The organism is Pseudomonas tohonis (assembly GCF_012767755.2).
Lineage (GTDB): Bacteria > Pseudomonadota > Gammaproteobacteria > Pseudomonadales > Pseudomonadaceae > Metapseudomonas > Metapseudomonas tohonis.
Genome location: NZ_AP023189.1, coordinates 4611864 through 4625942, shown reverse-complemented (window position 1 = coordinate 4625942; position 14079 = coordinate 4611864). Strand labels below are relative to the sequence as shown.

Sequence of the window (14079 nt, the reverse complement as noted above, 5' to 3'; positions counted from 1 at the left end):
CCCGAGGACCCGCGGCATGAGTGACGACATACGTGCGCGCCTGTACCTGGCCTGGCCCGGCTTCGAGCTGGATGTCGACCTCGCCCTGCCCGGGCGCGGCGTGACGGCGCTGTTCGGCCATTCCGGCTCGGGCAAGACCAGCCTGCTGCGCTGCATCGCCGGCCTCGAGCGCAGCGCCCGTGGCCGCCTGGAGGTCAATGGCCAGACCTGGCAGGACAGCGAGCGCGGCCTCTTCGTGCCCACCCACAAGCGTGCCCTGGGCTATGTGTTCCAGGAGGCGAGCCTGTTCGAGCACCTGTCGGTGCGGCGCAACCTGGAGTACGGCGAGAAGCGCATCCCGGCCACCGAGCGCCGCGTGAAGTTCGCGCAGGCGGTGGAGCTGCTGGGCATCGGCCACCTGCTGGAGCGCATGCCGGCGCGCCTGTCCGGTGGCGAGCGGCAGCGCGTGGGCATGGCCCGGGCGCTGCTGACCAGCCCGCGCCTGCTGTTGATGGACGAGCCGCTGGCGGCCCTGGACGGCAAGCGCAAGGCGGAGATCCTGCCCTACCTGGAACGCCTGCACGACGAGCTGGATATCCCGGTGCTCTATGTCAGCCATTCCCCGGAGGAGGTGGCGCGGCTGGCCGATCACCTGGTGCTGATGGACGAGGGCCGCGTGCTGGGCAGCGGGCCGCTGGGCGAGACCCTGGCGCGGCTGGACCTGCCCACGGCGCTGGGCGATGACGCGGGGGTGGTGATCGAGGGACGGGTGATCGGGCATGACGCCGAGTACCAGTTGCTCACCCTCGGGCTGCCGGGCAGCGGGCTGAGCATGCGCGTGGCCCACGCCCCGGCGGAGGCCGGGCGGCGGGTGCGCTTCAAGGTGCAGGCCCGCGACGTCAGCCTGGGCCTGCAACGCCAGGCGGACAGCAGCATCCTCAACCTGTTGCCGGCGACGGTGTGCGCCGAGATCCCGGCGGACAACGCCGCCCACGTGCTGGTGCGCCTGGAGGTGGACGGCAACCCGCTGCTGGCGCGCATCACCCGTTATTCGCGGGACCAGCTCGGGCTGCACCCGGGGCAGCAGCTGTGGGCGCAGATCAAGTCGGTGGCGCTGCTGGCCTGACGCTTCGTCGCGTCGGGCGTCATTCGCGAGCTCCCGCCTCTTCCATAACGTTGCAGCCTCGTGAGCGGGAGCCTGTGCGGATGCCCGGATGGCAGGGCGGGGGCTTTTCAGTGGACCCCCGCGTTCGCGAGGGTGACGAGTATTCCACCATCCCCGCGTTCGCGAGGGTGATGAGTATTCCGTCATCCCCGCGAACGCGGGGACCCACTGGACGGCATCAGGCGCTGAACACCTTGGCCAGGTGCGCTTCGTAGCGGGCGATGTCGCCTTCGATGTCGGGACGCTTCATCACGTCGACGGCGAGGAAGGTGGGCAGGGCGGTCATGCCGAGGAACTGGTTGGCCTTGTGGAAGGGGAAGTAGACGGCGTCCACGCCCTTGGCCTCGAAGAAGTCGGTGGGGTCGTCGAAGGCTTGCTGCGGGGCGTTCCAGGTGGCGGAGATCATGTACTGCTTGCCGTGCAGCAGGCCGCCGCTGCCGTATTTCTGCGAGGCGTCGGAACGGGTGCGGCCGTCGTTGGCGTAGAGGCTGCCGTGGCCGGCGGTGAAGACTTCGTCGATGTATCGCTTCACGGTCCAGGGCGCGCCCATCCACCAGCCGGGCATCTGCCAGACGATGACGTCGGCCCAGAGGAATTTCTGCACTTCTTCGGCGGTGTCGTAGCCGCCGTCGATGAAGGTTTCCTTCACATCGAAGCCCGAGCGGTCGAGGTAGGCCAGGGCGGCTTCGTGCAGGGTGCGGTTGTAGCGGCCGTCGGAATGGGCGAACTGCTTGCCGCCGTTGAGCAGGAGGATCTTTTTCATGGCTGGGGTGGCCTCGTGAGGTTCTCGATGGCCGGCAGGTTACCCAGGGCCGTGCGCGGGAAAAACCGCTTCCGGGGCAAATCGCCTTTGCGTGAAAAGCACGAATCGACAATAGACTCTTGCGATAGGCTGCGCCGCATTTCCAGCAACCGGAGCGTCTGCCCATGAGCGATACCTGCGCCTTCATCCTCCATGCCCACCTGCGCCCGGAGAAAGCCGACGAGTTCGAGGCGCTGTTCCGCGCCTACGTCGAGCCCAGCCGCGCGGAGGCGGGTTGTATCGAGTACCACATGCTGCGCGATGCCCGCGACCCGACGCTGTTCATCTTCTTCGAGGTGTGGCGCTCGCGGGCGGACCTGGAGGCCCATTCCTCCCTGCCGCACATGCAGGCCTTCCACGAGCGGCGCATGGAGTTCCTGGTACGGGATTTCGAGATCCGCGAGATCGAGATGCTCAGCGCGGCGGCGATGGCGAAGGGCTGAGGCTGGCGCGCTACGCGAGTCGGGTTTGGGCGGTCAGGCTTCCTGGGCGCGGTAGGCGCCGGGGGTGAGGCCGGTCCATTTCTTGAAGGCGCGGTGGAAGGCCGAGGGTTCGGAGAAGCCGAGCTGCTCGGCGATGTCCTGGATGGACAACTCGTCGCGGCCCAGGTGGTAGATCGCCAGGTCGCGGCGCAGGTGATCCTTGAGTTCCTGGAAGCTGGAGCCTTCCTCGCGCAGGTGGCGACGCAGGGTCTGCGGGCTGATGTGCAGCTGCTGCGCCACCGCTTCCAGGTCCGGCCAGGTGCGGCAGTCGCGGCCCAGCAGGCGGCGGATCTGGCTGGTGAGGCTGTCGCCGCCATCGGGGCGGGCCAGCAGGTCGGCGGGGGAGTGTTCGAGGAAGTGCTTGAGGGTGCGTTCGTCCTGCAGCAGCGGCATGGCCAGGTAGCGGGCGTTGAACAGCAGGCTGGTGCTGGGCGCATCGAAGCGGCGCTGGGTGGGGAACAGCAGTTCGTATTCGCCGACATGCTCGGGCTCGGCATAGGCGAAGGTGGCTTCCTCCAGGCGGATGCGCTGGCCGATCAGCCAGCTGCCGAGGCGGTGCCAGATCACCAGCAGGCTTTCCACGAGGAAGTGGTCCGGGTCCCAGAGGGTGGCGTCATCCACCGTCAGGCGTACCGATTCGCCCTCGCGCTCCAGGAGGATGCGCGGCGCCTCGGGGAACAGGCCGTAGAACATCGCCCCTCGCCCCAGGGCCTTCTCCAGGCTGCGGCAGTGGATGATCGCGTGGCACATCATGGCGAAGGTGCCGCGCTTGCTGCGCTGGCGGCCGAAGCCCATGTACTCGTCGTCCAGCGCCTCCCACAGCAACTGCATCAACCGGCTGAACTGCTCCGGGGCGACCCGGGCACGGGGCTCTTCCAGCAATGCCGCCTGGATGCCCGCGTGGCGCAGGATGGCGGCGCAATCCAGGCCATGGCGCTCGGGACCGCGCAGGGCGGCACGGACGAAATGACTGGCGATGGTGCGCTCGCGCATGGGGCGGCTTCCTGGTTCGGGGTGGCCGATGGTAGGGCGGGGCGCGAGGGGGCGACAAGGGGTGGTCGTGGCGGGAATCCCCCGGGCGCCTTGGCGGGAATCCGCCTGAAGAATTGTCCTACAGCCCCCCGTTGTTTTCTGTAGGCCACGGCGCACTAGGTGTTGCGCGATCCGTTCTGGTTGGCACAGCCCTTGCGATAGGAGCGGTGCCATCCATTGGTTTGGATCGCAGAACAACAAAGTCTCCCAGCAAGGGAGGTGATAGAGACCGGTGGTGCGCCCCTGTACGGAATCAGGCCCCGCACCACCCGAGAGGACCTGCCATGACCCGTCAACCCCTCTACAAAAGCCTTTATTTCCAGGTTCTGGTGGCCATCGCCATCGGCATCCTGGTCGGCCACTTCTACCCGCAGACCGGCGTCGCCCTGAAGCCGCTGGGTGACAGCTTCGTCAAGCTGATCAAGATGGCCATCGCGCCGATCATCTTCTGCACCGTGGTCACCGGCATCGCCGGCATGCAGAGCATGAAGGCCGTCGGCAAGACCGGTGGCTACGCGCTGCTGTATTTCGAGATCGTCTCTACCCTCGCGCTGCTGATCGGCCTGGTCGTGGTCAACGTGGTGCAGCCCGGCGTCGGCATGCACGTCGACCCCACCACCCTGGACACCAAGGGTATCGCGGCCTACGCGGCGGCTGGCGAGAAGCAGTCCACCATCGACTTCCTGATGAACGTCATCCCGGGGACCGTGGTCGGCGCCTTCGCCAATGGCGACATCCTCCAGGTGCTGTTCTTCTCCGTGCTGTTCGGCTACGCGCTGCACCGCATGGGTGACTACGGCCGCCCGGTGTTCGAATTCATCGAGCGCATCTCCCAGGTGATGTTCAACATCATCAACGTGATCATGAAGGTCGCGCCCATCGGTGCCTTCGGTGCCATGGCCTTCACCATCGGCGCCTATGGCGTGGGCTCGCTGGTGCAGCTCGGCCAGCTGATGCTGTGCTTCTACATCACCTGCCTGCTGTTCGTGCTGATCGTGCTGGGGGGCATCGCCCGCGCCCATGGCTTCAGCATCCTCAAGTTCATCAAGTACATCCGCGAGGAACTGCTGATCGTGCTGGGCACCTCGTCTTCCGAGTCCGCCCTGCCGCGCATGATCGCCAAGATGGAAAAACTCGGTGCCAACAAGTCGGTCGTCGGCCTGGTGATCCCCACCGGTTACTCCTTCAACCTCGATGGCACCTCCATCTACCTGACCATGGCCGCGGTGTTCATCGCCCAGGCCACCGACACGCCGATGGACATCACCCACCAGATCACCCTGCTGCTGGTGCTGCTGATCGCCTCCAAGGGTGCCGCCGGTGTCACCGGTAGCGGCTTCATCGTCCTGGCTGCCACCCTCTCCGCCGTCGGCCACCTGCCGGTCGCGGGCCTGGCGCTGATCCTCGGCATCGACCGCTTCATGTCCGAAGCCCGCGCCCTGACCAACCTGGTCGGCAACGGCGTGGCGACCCTGGTCGTCGCCAAGTGGTGCAAGCAGCTGGACACCGACACCCTGGACCGCGAACTGGCCGGCAATGCCGCGCCGCAGGTAGAAGCCCAGCGCGTCTGAACCCTGTAATTCTCTCCTCCCTCCCCACGGGGAGGAGATTTTCCAGGCCCGTCTCGTGACGGGCTTTTTTATGGGCGCGAAAAAACCGCGTCAGTGGCGGGCGGGGCTGGCATGCAGTTGCAGGCCGAGTGCCCTGAGGACCTTGAGGATGGTGCCGAACTCGGGATTGCCCTCGCCGGACAGCGCGCGGTACAGGCTCTCGCGCGAGAGGCCGGTGTCGCGGGCGACCTGGGTCATGCCCTTGGCGCGGGCGAGGGTGCCGAGGGCCTTGGCGATGAAGGCGGGATCGTCGCCGGCTTCCTCGATGCAGGCATCCAGGTAGTTGGCCATGTCTTCCTCGCTACGCAGGTAGTCGGCGGAGTCCCAGCGGGAAAAGTCTTCAGTCATGGTGTTGCTCCTTCCAGGCTGCGGCGATGCGCCTGGCGTGTCCGATATCTCGCCCCTGGCTGCCCTTGTCGCCACCGCAAAGGAGGACGATCAGGAGCTGGCCGCGCTGGAGAAAGTAGAGCCGATAGCCGGGGCCGAAGTGGAGCCGGGCTTCGCTGAGGCCCTCGCCTATCGGTGCGACGTCCCCCAGGTGGCCGTCGGCCATGCGGTCGATGCGAGCCAGTATCCGTGCCCTGGCCTTGCCGTCGCTCAGGTGGTTCAGCCAGGTGGCGAACTCCCTGCTCTGGAGGACCTCGATCATGCTGGCGATTGTAGCTCTTGGGCTACGGCCGTCAACGCCGCTCACTGGCCGCCCGCGTTCGCGGGAGTGACGAGGCGGCGAGGGTGGTCCCGCCCACGCTGAGCACATGGGTCAATCGAGCCTGAGCGCTTGCGTCATTGAGCGTGCGGGCGGGCGCCGCCTACCCTGCGGAACGTTTTTTTCCAGGGAGACCCTTCGCATGCAGCGCATCCATTTCGAAACCGAACACAACATGTTCCGCGACGCGTTCCGCGCCTTCCTGCAGAAGGAAGTGGTGCCGCACCAGGAGGCCTGGGAGGAGGCGGGCGTGGTGGATCGCGCCGTGTGGCGCAAGGCTGGCGAGATGGGCTTCCTGTTGCCCTGGGCGGATGAGGAGTACGGCGGCGCCGGGCTCAAGGACTTCCGCTACGAGCAGATCATGTGCGAGGAGCTGGCCCACATCAACGAGCCGGGCTTCATGATCCCGCTGCATTCGGCGCTGTGCGGCCCCTACATCGCCGAGTACGGCAACGCCGAGCAGAAGGCGCGCTTCCTGCCGGGGATCATCAGTGGCGAAATCATCCTCGCGGTGGCCATGACCGAGCCTTCCGCCGGCTCCGACCTCGCCGGCATGCGCACCACCGCCGTGGACAAGGGTGACCACTACGAGCTGAACGGCTCCAAGGTGTTCATCTCCAACGGCCTGCTGGCGGACCTGGTAATCGTCGCGGCCAAGACCGACCCGGCCAACAAGCACGCCATGGGCCTGTTCCTGGTGGAGCGCGACATGATCGGCTTCGAGCGCGGGCGCAACCTGAAGAAGCTGGGCATGAAGAGCCAGGACACCGCCGAGCTGTTCTTCAACAACGTCAAGGTGCCCAAGGCCAACCTGCTGGGCGATGCCAAGGGCGGCTTCTTCTACCTGATGAACATGCTCGCCCAGGAGCGCCTGACCAACGCCTGCGGCGCGGTGGCCGGGGCCGAGGCGGCGTTGCAGGCCACCATCGACTACGTGAAGGAGCGCAAGGCGTTCGACCGGCCCGTCTCGCACTTCCAGAACACCCGTTTCAAGCTGGCCGAGATGCGCACCCAGATCGACGTCGCCCAGGTCTTCACCGACCGCTGCGTGATGGATCACAACCAGAAGAAGCTCACCCCCGAGGTGGCCGCCGAGGCCAAGCTGTTCACCACCGAGCTGCTGTGCAAGGTGGTGGACGAGGGCGTGCAGCTGCACGGCGGCTGGGGCTACATGTGGGAGTACCCGATCTGCAAGATGTATGCGAACGCACGCATCCAGCGCATCTTCGCCGGCACCTCGGAGATCATGAAGGAGATCATCAGCCGCGGCATGAAGCTCTGAACCCCGGCCCGGCGCCCCGGGCCGGGCTAGAGTTCAGCCACTGTGTGGACACCAGGAGGTCACTGCCATGAATGCACCGCTGGGCGCCATCGACGCCTGGGCCCAACCTGCCAATGGCCGCGCCCGCGAGCTGTTGCCGGAGGTGGTCCGGCTGTTCGAGAAATCCGGTTCCGCGCACTTGCTCGACCAGCCGCTGACGCCGCAGCAGACGGTGGCGGAGATGGACCGCGCGGGCGTGGACAAGCTCATGCTCGCCGCCTGGTGCCGGCCGGAGCGCTGGGTGTTCGACAACGACCTGGTGGCCGAGTACACCCGCGCCTTCCCCGAGCGTTTCGTCGGGGTCGCCACGGTGGATCTCGGCAAACCCCTGGCGGCGGTACGCGAGCTGGAGCGGGCGGTGCTGGAGCTGGGCTGCAAGGCGCTGCGCATCGTGCCCTGGCTGTGGAAGCTGCCGCCCAACCACCGGCTCTATTACCCGCTCTATGTGAAGTGCATCGAGCTGGGCATCCCTTTCTGCACCCAGGTGGGCCACACCGGCCCGCTGATGCCCTCGGAGACCGGCCGCCCGGTGCCCTACCTCGATGAGGTGGCGCTGGATTTCCCCGAGCTGCGCATCGTCGCCGGGCACATCGGCCACCCCTGGACCGAGGAGATGATCGGCCTGGCCTGGAAGCACGACAACATCTACATCGACACCTCCGCCTACCTGCCGCGCTACTACCCCCAGGCGCTGCTGCAGTTCATGCGCAGCTACGGCCAGGACAAGGTGCTGTTCGGCAGCAACTTCCCGCAGTTGTCGCTGGAGCGCTGCATGACCCAGGTGAGGGAGCTGGGGTTGCCCGAGGCGATCGAGGCGAAGTTCCTCCATGGCAACGCGCGCCGGGTGTTCCGGCTGTGAGGCCGCTGGCTGGGCCCTCGCGTTCGCGAGGTTGACGGTGGGGCCGGGCGCCTGCGTTCCCCCGGCCGCGAGACGCTCCGATCACTACAAGAACAACAAGGAGGGTTGAAAGATGACCGACCAACTGCCGTTGCAGCGGCTTGCCCATTGGGTGGCCACCGCGCCGGACCGCGTCTGGCTCAGCCAGCCGGTGGAGCGCCAGTGGCATGACCTGACCTGGCGCCAGGCCGACGACCAGGCCCGGCGCCTGGCCAGCGCCCTGAGGGTGTTGGGCTGCGTGCCCGGCGACCGGGTGGCGATCCTGGCGAAGAACTGCGCCGAGTGGATCATCAGCGACCTGGCGATCATGCTCGCGGGGCTGGTCAGCGTGCCGCTGTACCCGCTGCAATCGGTGGAGAGCATCGACTACGTGCTGCGCCACTCGGCGTGCAAGGCGATCATCCTCGGCAAGCTCGACGAGGCCGGGAAGTTCGAGGCCGGCATTCCCGCCGAGGTCGTCCGCATCGCCATGCCGTACCCGACCCTGGGCGCGCAGCACAAATGGCACGAACTGCTGGCCGCCCACGAGCCGTTGCGCGACGGGCATGTGCAGCGCCCGGAGGATTTGCTCAGCATCCTCTATACCTCCGGCACCACGGGCCAGCCCAAGGGCGTGATGCAGCGCGCCGGGGCCTTCGCCTTCGCCTCCAGCCGCTCGGTGGCGGAGATGGGGCTGGACGAACACGAGCAGTTCTTCTCCTACCTGCCGCTGTCCCATGCCGCCGAGCGCTTCCTGGTGGAAACCAACAGCCTGTATTGCGGAGGCGCCATCGCCTTCGTCGAATCCCTTGACACCTTCGCCGATGACCTCAGGCGGGTGCGGCCGACGGTGTTCTTCTCCGTGCCGCGCCTGTGGACGCGCTTCCAGCAGGGGGTGCTGGAGAAGCTGCCCCAGGCGAGGCTCGACCGCCTGCTGCGCATCCCGCTGCTGGGCACGTTGGTGGCGCGCAAGGTGCGCCAGGGGCTGGGGTTGGACCGCGCGCGGGTGCTGGTCAGCGGCGCGGCGCCGATCCCGGTGGCGCTGCTGGAGTGGTACCGGCGCATCGGCCTGACTATCTGCGAGGGCTACGGCATGACCGAGAACTTCGCCTACGGCAACTTCAACCGGCCCGGTCAGGTGCGCTTCGGCAGCGTCGGGCGGGTGATGCCGGACAACGAGGTGCGCATCGCCGAGAACGGCGAGATCCTCTACCGCAGCCAGGCGCTGATGGCCGGCTATTACCTGGAGCCGGAGAAGACCGCCGACACGCTGCAGGCCGGCTGGCTGCACACCGGCGACAAGGGCGAGATCGACGCCGATGGCTACCTGCGCATCACCGGACGGGTGAAGGACATCTTCAAGACCAGCAAGGGCAAGTACGTGGCGCCGGCGCCTATCGAGGGCGAGATCGCCAAGAACCTCTGGGTCGAGCAGGTGTGCCTGATGGGCAACGGCCTGGACCAGCCGCTGGCGCTGATCGAGCTCAGCCCCGCGGCCCGCGCCGAGCCGCGCAGCAAGGTGGAGGCCGAGCTGGCGGCGAGCCTGCAGGTGCTCAATGCCCAGCTGCTGCCCCATGAACGCATCAGCCATTTCGTGCTGGTGCGCGAGAGCTGGACGGTGGATAACGGTTGCATGACGCCGACCATGAAGATCCGCCGCAACGTGCTGGAACAACGTTTCGCCGCAGTCGCCGCGTGCCTGGACGCACGCCAGCCGCTGCATTGGGAATGAACCGAACCGCTATGGAGTCGCCATGAAAGGCCCGCTCGCTTCGCTGAAGATCCTCGATTTCTCCACCCTGCTGCCGGGGCCCTTCGCCTCGCTGCTGCTGGCCGACATGGGCGCCGAGGTGCTGCGTGTCGAGTCCCCCAGCCGCATGGACCTGGTGCGCGTGCTGCCGCCCCATGACGGCGGCACCTCCACCAGCCACGCCTACCTCAATCGCAACAAGCGCAGCATCGCCCTCGACCTCAAGCGTCCCGAGGCGGTGGAGGTGGTGCGCCAGCTGGTGGCCGAGTACGACATCGTGCTGGAGCAGTTCCGCCCCGGGGTGATGGACAAGCTCGGCGTGGGCTACGAGGCGCTGAAGGCGATCAACCCCAGGCTGATCTACGTCTCCATTACCGGCTACGGCCAGACCGGGCCCTATCGCGACCGGGCCGGCCACGACATCAACTACCTGGCGCTGGCCGGCATCGCCAGCTACACCGGGCGCCAGGAGAGCGGCCCGCTGCCCTTGGGCGTGCAGCTGGCGGATATCGCCGGCGGCTCGCTGCACGGGGTGATGGGCCTGCTGGCGGCGGTGATCCAGCGCCAGGCGACGGGGGAGGGGCAGCACGTGGACGTGAGCATGACCGACTGCGCCTTCAGCCTGCACGGCATGGCCGGCGCCGGTTACCTCGGTGCGGGCGTGGAGCCGGACATGGAGAACCAGGCGCTCAACGGCGGCAGCTTCTATGACTACTACCGAACCCGCGATGGCCGCTGGTTCTCGGTGGGCAGCCTGGAGCCGCAGTTCATGCAGCAGTTCTGTGCCGCCATCGGCCGGCCGGAGCTGGCTGCACGCGGGCTGTCGCCCAAGCCGGAGGACCAGCGCGAGCTCAAGCGCGCCATCGAGATCGAGTTCGAGAAACGCGACTTCGCCCAATGGCGCGAGCTGTTCGCTGCGCTGGATGCCTGTGTCGAGCCGATGCTGCCGCTTTCCGAGGCGGTGCGGCACCCGCAGATCGAGGCCCGGGGCCTGGTCACCGAGGTGCCGCGTGAGGGGCTGCCGGCGCAACGGCAGATCGCCTGCCCGATCAAGTTCTCCACCGGCCTGCCGGCGCCACGCCATGTCGGCGCAGCCGTAGGCGCCCACACTGCCGAGGTGCTGGCCGAGCTGGGCTACACCCCTGAGCAGATCGCCTCGCTGAAAGCGGGGAAGGTGACCGGGTAGGCGTGCGTTCGACGGATGTGGATAGAGACAGGGGGGGTTGGCGTAGGGTGGGCTTCAGCCCACCAATCGGGCCCCAGCTTCGCGAATGAATTCGCTCCCACACTCGTTGCTTCAAGCTTCAAGCTTCAAGCTTCAAGCTTCAAGCTTCAAGCCGACCTGCACATCTGCGGATTGCACCCGCCCTGCGGGCTTTGGTTTATTCCTGCCGCTGTTCCCCGCTGAACACCAGGGTCACCTTGCAGCGCCGGCAGTAGTAGCGGCGCCCGCGTGCCACCAGGGCGTGGCGCTGGGAGGAGAAGGGGTAGTCGCCGTCCGGGCAGGCGCAGCGGTAGAGGTAGCGGGTGACCTTGCGCCGCTTCACGTCATAGCTGTGGCAGCGGTTGGGCGGCAGCTCGTAGACGCCGCGCATGATCAGTTGCCACTCCTCGCCGTGGGGCTGGATACGGTGGCCGAACAACTGGTGGGCGACCAGGTGCGCCACTTCGTGGGCAACGGTCTGCTTGAGGAAATCTTCCTGGTTCTCGCGATACAGTTGCGGGTTGAAACGCAGCTTGTTCTCATCCAGGTGGGCGACGCCGGCCTTCTGGCCCCGCAGCTTGAAGCTGACTTCGGGGCGGGGGAACCGGCGTTGGAAAAAAGCTTCCGCCTGCTGGTAGCAGGCTTCGACGCGCGCGTGTAGCAGCTCGGGCATAGAGGGCACTCCAGGGCCCGCAATTATGCCGCAAAGCCGCTACCGGCCGAATCGTTCTCCTGCCGAGCGGTCGTGACTCGCCGCCCTAGACGTATTCGGGCGTCAGGTACAGGTGCCAGTGCAGGATCACGGACACCAGCACATTGACCATCACCAGCAGCCCCACGGCCCAGATGGAGGAGGCGTAGAGGAAGCTCTGTTCCTGTTTGAGGCGCATGAACACCGGGACTCCGACGAACAGCAGGAAGGTCGAGTAGGCACCGGCGAGCAGCAGCACGGCCACCGCCAGCCAGCGGCTGGGGTAGAGGCCGGCGATCCCGGCGATGAAGAGCGGGGTGGCGGTATAGGCGATGAAGCCCACGCATTCGTTGAAGCTGGGGCGGGTGTCGAAGACGCGCGCCATCCAGCGCACGAAGCCGCCCATCACCAGCACGCCGAGCACGGTGGCGGCGTACAGGGCGACGCTCAGTTGCAGGGCGCTGCCCGAGGCGAGCCGCACCACCTCGTCCTCGGCCAGGCTCCAGCCGACCACGGTGGTGCCCATGTAGAGGCTGAGCGCCGGGATGATCGATAGCAGCAGGAGGTGCACCAGGTAATGCAGGCTGTTGCGCGTCTCGTCCTGGCGGATTTCCTGCCAGGCGCGTTCCGGCTGGGTGAAGAGGGTCAATAGATGCGGGGCCATGGCTGTTCTCCTTGGGGCGCACGGGCGCTGTCGCAGGGGGCTCAAGGAGTTAGAGGGCCGGGGAGGGGAGGGTTTCAACTTTTTGGCCGGCCGGCAAACGAAGAGGCCGCCCCTGGGGCGGCCTCCGTCCTGCGGTTGAAAGGATCAGCGGATGTACACCGGCCCCACGCCCATGCCCCAGAGGATGACCGAGGCGGCGATCATCGCCACCAGCACCACCAGGCCCACCGCCAGCACCGAGCTGGAGAACAGGAAGCCTTCGTCCGTGGGGATGTTCATGAAGGTCGGTATGCCCACGTAGAGCAGGTAGACCGTGTAGCAGATGGCCGCCGTGCCGATGATCATGCCGAGCCAGAGGTGCGGGTAGAGCGCCGCGAGGCCGCCGATGAACAGCGGGGTGGCGCAGTACGCGGCGAACACGACGCATTCGGTGAAGCTCGGCGAGGCGTCGTAGGTGCGCGCCATCCAGTGGATGAAGGCGCCCATCACGGCGACACCGGCGAGCATGGCGAGGTAGGAGAGGATGGTCATCTGCATCGCGCTGGACTGCGTGAGCATGACCGGGTCGCCCTTGCCGATGGCCCAGCCGACCTGGGTGGTTCCTATATAGGCGGAGACAACGGGAATGGCAGCGAGTACCAGGATATGGGTCAGGTACATGTGGCTGATGCTTTCTTCCTCGCCACGGATTTCCTGCCATTCCTGATCGGGATGGGTGAAGAGCCCCCAAACGTGGTGGATCATTCTGAACACCTCCTCATTATTATGAGGTCGCCCCCCAGCGAAGCGCCGGGTACGCGTAGCCAGCGTCATCCGGTGCTCGGCCGACACATGCGACCTTGTGTCGCAGTATAGGTCCAGGCTGGAGCCCGCGCCTGCCGTGGCTTTAGAGCAAATCAGACTTAAGCCTCAGCGGTAATAGCGCTGAAGTATTTCCATCGCCTTGTTGATCGACTGGATGCGCTCGGTGCTGCCGCCGCGATCGGGGTGATGCTGGCCCACCAGTTGGCGGTAGCGGTGCTTGATCACCCCGAGGTTGAGCGCTTCGTCGCCCTCCACCAGTTCGAACAGCTCCAGGGCGGCGAGCTTCTCGTCCCCGCCCTGCATGCGCGTCCAGAAGCTGGCGAGCAGTTTCTCGACATCCCGCTCGGTGGTGTCGCGCAGGTGACGCAGGTCCAGGTAGTAGGTGCGCAGCGGGTCGTGCTCGGTGAGCGCATCGCTGCCCGCTGCGTAGGGCAGCAGGCGGATGCTCAGCGGGCTGATGGCGAGGAACGCGCTGCCTTCGGCCCAGAGGCGGTCGCGTAATAGATAGAGGGCGTTGAACAGCAGGAAGTGGGTGCGGAACAGCACCAGGCGGTCGGCCAGGCCCAGGTTGGGGATGTGGGTGGAGTGGCCGGCCTTGAGGCGCTGGATCAGCTCGAATTCGCCGATGCCGTCCGGCGCCTGGCGCAGGAGCACCAGCAGTTGGTCGACGAGGTCGAGGGAGGGGTCTAGTTCGTTGTTCATCGGGCGCAGGCTAGCACAGCGAAACTGAGGGCTGGGGTGGCGCGCGCTTTGTGCGTAAAATAGCCAGCTTTTCGCACCCCTCCCCGGATTCCAGAGCACCATGGGCACCCTTTCGGTCAACCAGAACAAACTGCAGAAACGCATCCGTCGCCTCGCCGGCGAAGCCATCGCCGACTTCAACATGATCGAGGACGGCGACAAGGTCATGGTCTGCCTGTCCGGCGGCAAGGTATAAACAACGAACTTTTTGTAAAGCCTATAAACCCGTAGGCATTGTCCGTAAGCCCCAC

General features: G+C 66.6%; 15 protein-coding genes and 1 pseudogene. 8 read left to right on the top strand and 8 right to left on the bottom strand.

What is annotated here, in order from left to right; all coding sequences use genetic code 11:
* The first annotated feature begins 16 nt into the window (after window positions 1-16).
* Complete coding sequence (gene modC / locus HSX14_RS20935; RefSeq protein WP_173177954.1) at window positions 17-1105, top strand: molybdenum ABC transporter ATP-binding protein; 1089 nt, start codon at window positions 17-19, stop codon at window positions 1103-1105.
* Between the two features lie 217 nt (window positions 1106-1322).
* Here the strand turns inward: modC and mdaB are convergent, their stop codons facing one another.
* Window positions 1323-1907, bottom strand: coding sequence for an NADPH:quinone oxidoreductase MdaB (mdaB, locus tag HSX14_RS20930; protein ID WP_173177956.1), 585 nt, complete (start codon window positions 1905-1907; stop codon window positions 1323-1325).
* Window positions 1908-2071: 164 nt separating this feature from the next.
* Here mdaB and HSX14_RS20925 point away from each other — a divergent pair, with 164 nt between their 5' ends.
* Entirely contained in the window at window positions 2072-2389 is a 318-nt protein-coding gene (locus HSX14_RS20925; protein WP_173177958.1) for a putative quinol monooxygenase, read from the top strand.
* 33 nt (window positions 2390-2422) lie between these two features.
* Here the strand turns inward: HSX14_RS20925 and HSX14_RS20920 are convergent, their stop codons facing one another.
* Window positions 2423-3421, bottom strand: a complete 999-nt coding sequence (locus HSX14_RS20920; protein WP_173177960.1) for an AraC family transcriptional regulator — start codon at window positions 3419-3421, stop codon at window positions 2423-2425.
* Between the two features lie 323 nt (window positions 3422-3744).
* Between HSX14_RS20920 and HSX14_RS20915 the strand changes: the two genes are divergently transcribed.
* Complete coding sequence (locus HSX14_RS20915; RefSeq protein WP_111262038.1) at window positions 3745-5031, top strand: dicarboxylate/amino acid:cation symporter; 1287 nt, start codon at window positions 3745-3747, stop codon at window positions 5029-5031.
* A gap of 90 nt (window positions 5032-5121) precedes the next feature.
* On the opposite strand, the gene HSX14_RS20910 is transcribed toward HSX14_RS20915, so the two are convergent.
* Both HSX14_RS20910 and HSX14_RS20905 read right to left on the bottom strand, forming a co-directional pair.
* Window positions 5122-5418, bottom strand: coding sequence for an addiction module antidote protein (locus HSX14_RS20910; RefSeq protein WP_173177962.1), 297 nt, complete (start codon window positions 5416-5418; stop codon window positions 5122-5124).
* Window positions 5411-5719: a type II toxin-antitoxin system RelE/ParE family toxin gene (locus tag HSX14_RS20905; RefSeq protein ID WP_173177964.1), complete on the bottom strand. Its 309-nt coding sequence runs from the start codon at window positions 5717-5719 to the stop codon at window positions 5411-5413. The genes HSX14_RS20910 and HSX14_RS20905 overlap by 8 nt, the downstream gene beginning before the upstream one ends.
* 199 nt (window positions 5720-5918) lie before the next feature.
* Here HSX14_RS20905 and HSX14_RS20900 point away from each other — a divergent pair, with 199 nt between their 5' ends.
* The 4 genes from HSX14_RS20900 to HSX14_RS20885 all read left to right on the top strand — a co-directional run bounded on the left by HSX14_RS20900 (window position 5919) and on the right by HSX14_RS20885 (window position 10910).
* On the top strand, window positions 5919-7058 hold the full coding sequence (locus tag HSX14_RS20900) for an acyl-CoA dehydrogenase family protein (RefSeq protein ID WP_173177966.1): 1140 nt from the start codon (window positions 5919-5921) through the stop codon (window positions 7056-7058).
* A 67-nt stretch (window positions 7059-7125) separates the two neighbouring features.
* Complete coding sequence (locus HSX14_RS20895) at window positions 7126-7956, top strand: amidohydrolase family protein (protein ID WP_173177968.1); 831 nt, start codon at window positions 7126-7128, stop codon at window positions 7954-7956.
* Window positions 7957-8068: 112 nt separating this feature from the next.
* The gene (locus HSX14_RS20890) at window positions 8069-9706 is read left to right on the top strand and encodes an AMP-binding protein (RefSeq protein ID WP_173177970.1); all 1638 of its coding nucleotides are present in this window, start codon (window positions 8069-8071) and stop codon (window positions 9704-9706) included.
* A 22-nt stretch (window positions 9707-9728) separates the two neighbouring features.
* Window positions 9729-10910 (top strand): CaiB/BaiF CoA transferase family protein, encoded by a 1182-nt coding sequence (locus tag HSX14_RS20885; RefSeq protein WP_173177972.1) that lies wholly within the window; start codon window positions 9729-9731, stop codon window positions 10908-10910.
* 196 nt (window positions 10911-11106) lie between these two features.
* Here HSX14_RS20885 and HSX14_RS20880 read toward each other — a convergent pair whose 3' ends face one another.
* The 4 genes from HSX14_RS20880 to HSX14_RS20865 all read right to left on the bottom strand — a co-directional run bounded on the left by HSX14_RS20880 (window position 11107) and on the right by HSX14_RS20865 (window position 13789).
* Window positions 11107-11601: a SprT family zinc-dependent metalloprotease gene (locus tag HSX14_RS20880; protein ID WP_111262043.1), complete on the bottom strand. Its 495-nt coding sequence runs from the start codon at window positions 11599-11601 to the stop codon at window positions 11107-11109.
* Between the two features lie 85 nt (window positions 11602-11686).
* Window positions 11687-12283: a Yip1 family protein gene (locus tag HSX14_RS20875; RefSeq protein ID WP_173177974.1), complete on the bottom strand. Its 597-nt coding sequence runs from the start codon at window positions 12281-12283 to the stop codon at window positions 11687-11689.
* Window positions 12284-12427: 144 nt separating this feature from the next.
* The gene (locus HSX14_RS20870) at window positions 12428-13027 is read right to left on the bottom strand and encodes a Yip1 family protein (protein WP_111262045.1); all 600 of its coding nucleotides are present in this window, start codon (window positions 13025-13027) and stop codon (window positions 12428-12430) included.
* Window positions 13028-13192: 165 nt separating this feature from the next.
* On the bottom strand, window positions 13193-13789 hold the full coding sequence (locus HSX14_RS20865; RefSeq protein ID WP_173177975.1) for a DNA-J related domain-containing protein: 597 nt from the start codon (window positions 13787-13789) through the stop codon (window positions 13193-13195).
* A 100-nt stretch (window positions 13790-13889) separates the two neighbouring features.
* Here HSX14_RS20865 and HSX14_RS20860 point away from each other — a divergent pair.
* Window positions 13890-14018: pseudogene (locus tag HSX14_RS20860) on the top strand (tRNA 2-thiocytidine(32) synthetase TtcA); the annotation flags it as partial.
* Window positions 14019-14079 lie beyond the last annotated feature (61 nt).

Excerpts from the sequence above, each read along its gene's own strand:
- modC (WP_173177954.1), top strand. The coding sequence starts at position 17 with ATGAGTGACGACATACGTGCGCGCCTGTACCTGGCCTGGCCCGGCTTC.
- mdaB (WP_173177956.1), bottom strand. The coding sequence starts at position 1,907 with ATGAAAAAGATCCTCCTGCTCAACGGCGGCAAGCAGTTCGCCCATTCC.
- HSX14_RS20925 (WP_173177958.1), top strand. The coding sequence starts at position 2,072 with ATGAGCGATACCTGCGCCTTCATCCTCCATGCCCACCTGCGCCCGGAG.
- HSX14_RS20920 (WP_173177960.1), bottom strand. The coding sequence starts at position 3,421 with ATGCGCGAGCGCACCATCGCCAGTCATTTCGTCCGTGCCGCCCTGCGC.
- HSX14_RS20915 (WP_111262038.1), top strand. The coding sequence starts at position 3,745 with ATGACCCGTCAACCCCTCTACAAAAGCCTTTATTTCCAGGTTCTGGTG.
- HSX14_RS20910 (WP_173177962.1), bottom strand. The coding sequence starts at position 5,418 with ATGACTGAAGACTTTTCCCGCTGGGACTCCGCCGACTACCTGCGTAGC.
- HSX14_RS20905 (WP_173177964.1), bottom strand. The coding sequence starts at position 5,719 with ATGATCGAGGTCCTCCAGAGCAGGGAGTTCGCCACCTGGCTGAACCAC.
- HSX14_RS20900 (WP_173177966.1), top strand. The coding sequence starts at position 5,919 with ATGCAGCGCATCCATTTCGAAACCGAACACAACATGTTCCGCGACGCG.
- HSX14_RS20895 (WP_173177968.1), top strand. The coding sequence starts at position 7,126 with ATGAATGCACCGCTGGGCGCCATCGACGCCTGGGCCCAACCTGCCAAT.
- HSX14_RS20890 (WP_173177970.1), top strand. The coding sequence starts at position 8,069 with ATGACCGACCAACTGCCGTTGCAGCGGCTTGCCCATTGGGTGGCCACC.
- HSX14_RS20885 (WP_173177972.1), top strand. The coding sequence starts at position 9,729 with ATGAAAGGCCCGCTCGCTTCGCTGAAGATCCTCGATTTCTCCACCCTG.
- HSX14_RS20880 (WP_111262043.1), bottom strand. The coding sequence starts at position 11,601 with ATGCCCGAGCTGCTACACGCGCGCGTCGAAGCCTGCTACCAGCAGGCG.
- HSX14_RS20875 (WP_173177974.1), bottom strand. The coding sequence starts at position 12,283 with ATGGCCCCGCATCTATTGACCCTCTTCACCCAGCCGGAACGCGCCTGG.
- HSX14_RS20870 (WP_111262045.1), bottom strand. The coding sequence starts at position 13,027 with ATGATCCACCACGTTTGGGGGCTCTTCACCCATCCCGATCAGGAATGG.
- HSX14_RS20865 (WP_173177975.1), bottom strand. The coding sequence starts at position 13,789 with ATGAACAACGAACTAGACCCCTCCCTCGACCTCGTCGACCAACTGCTG.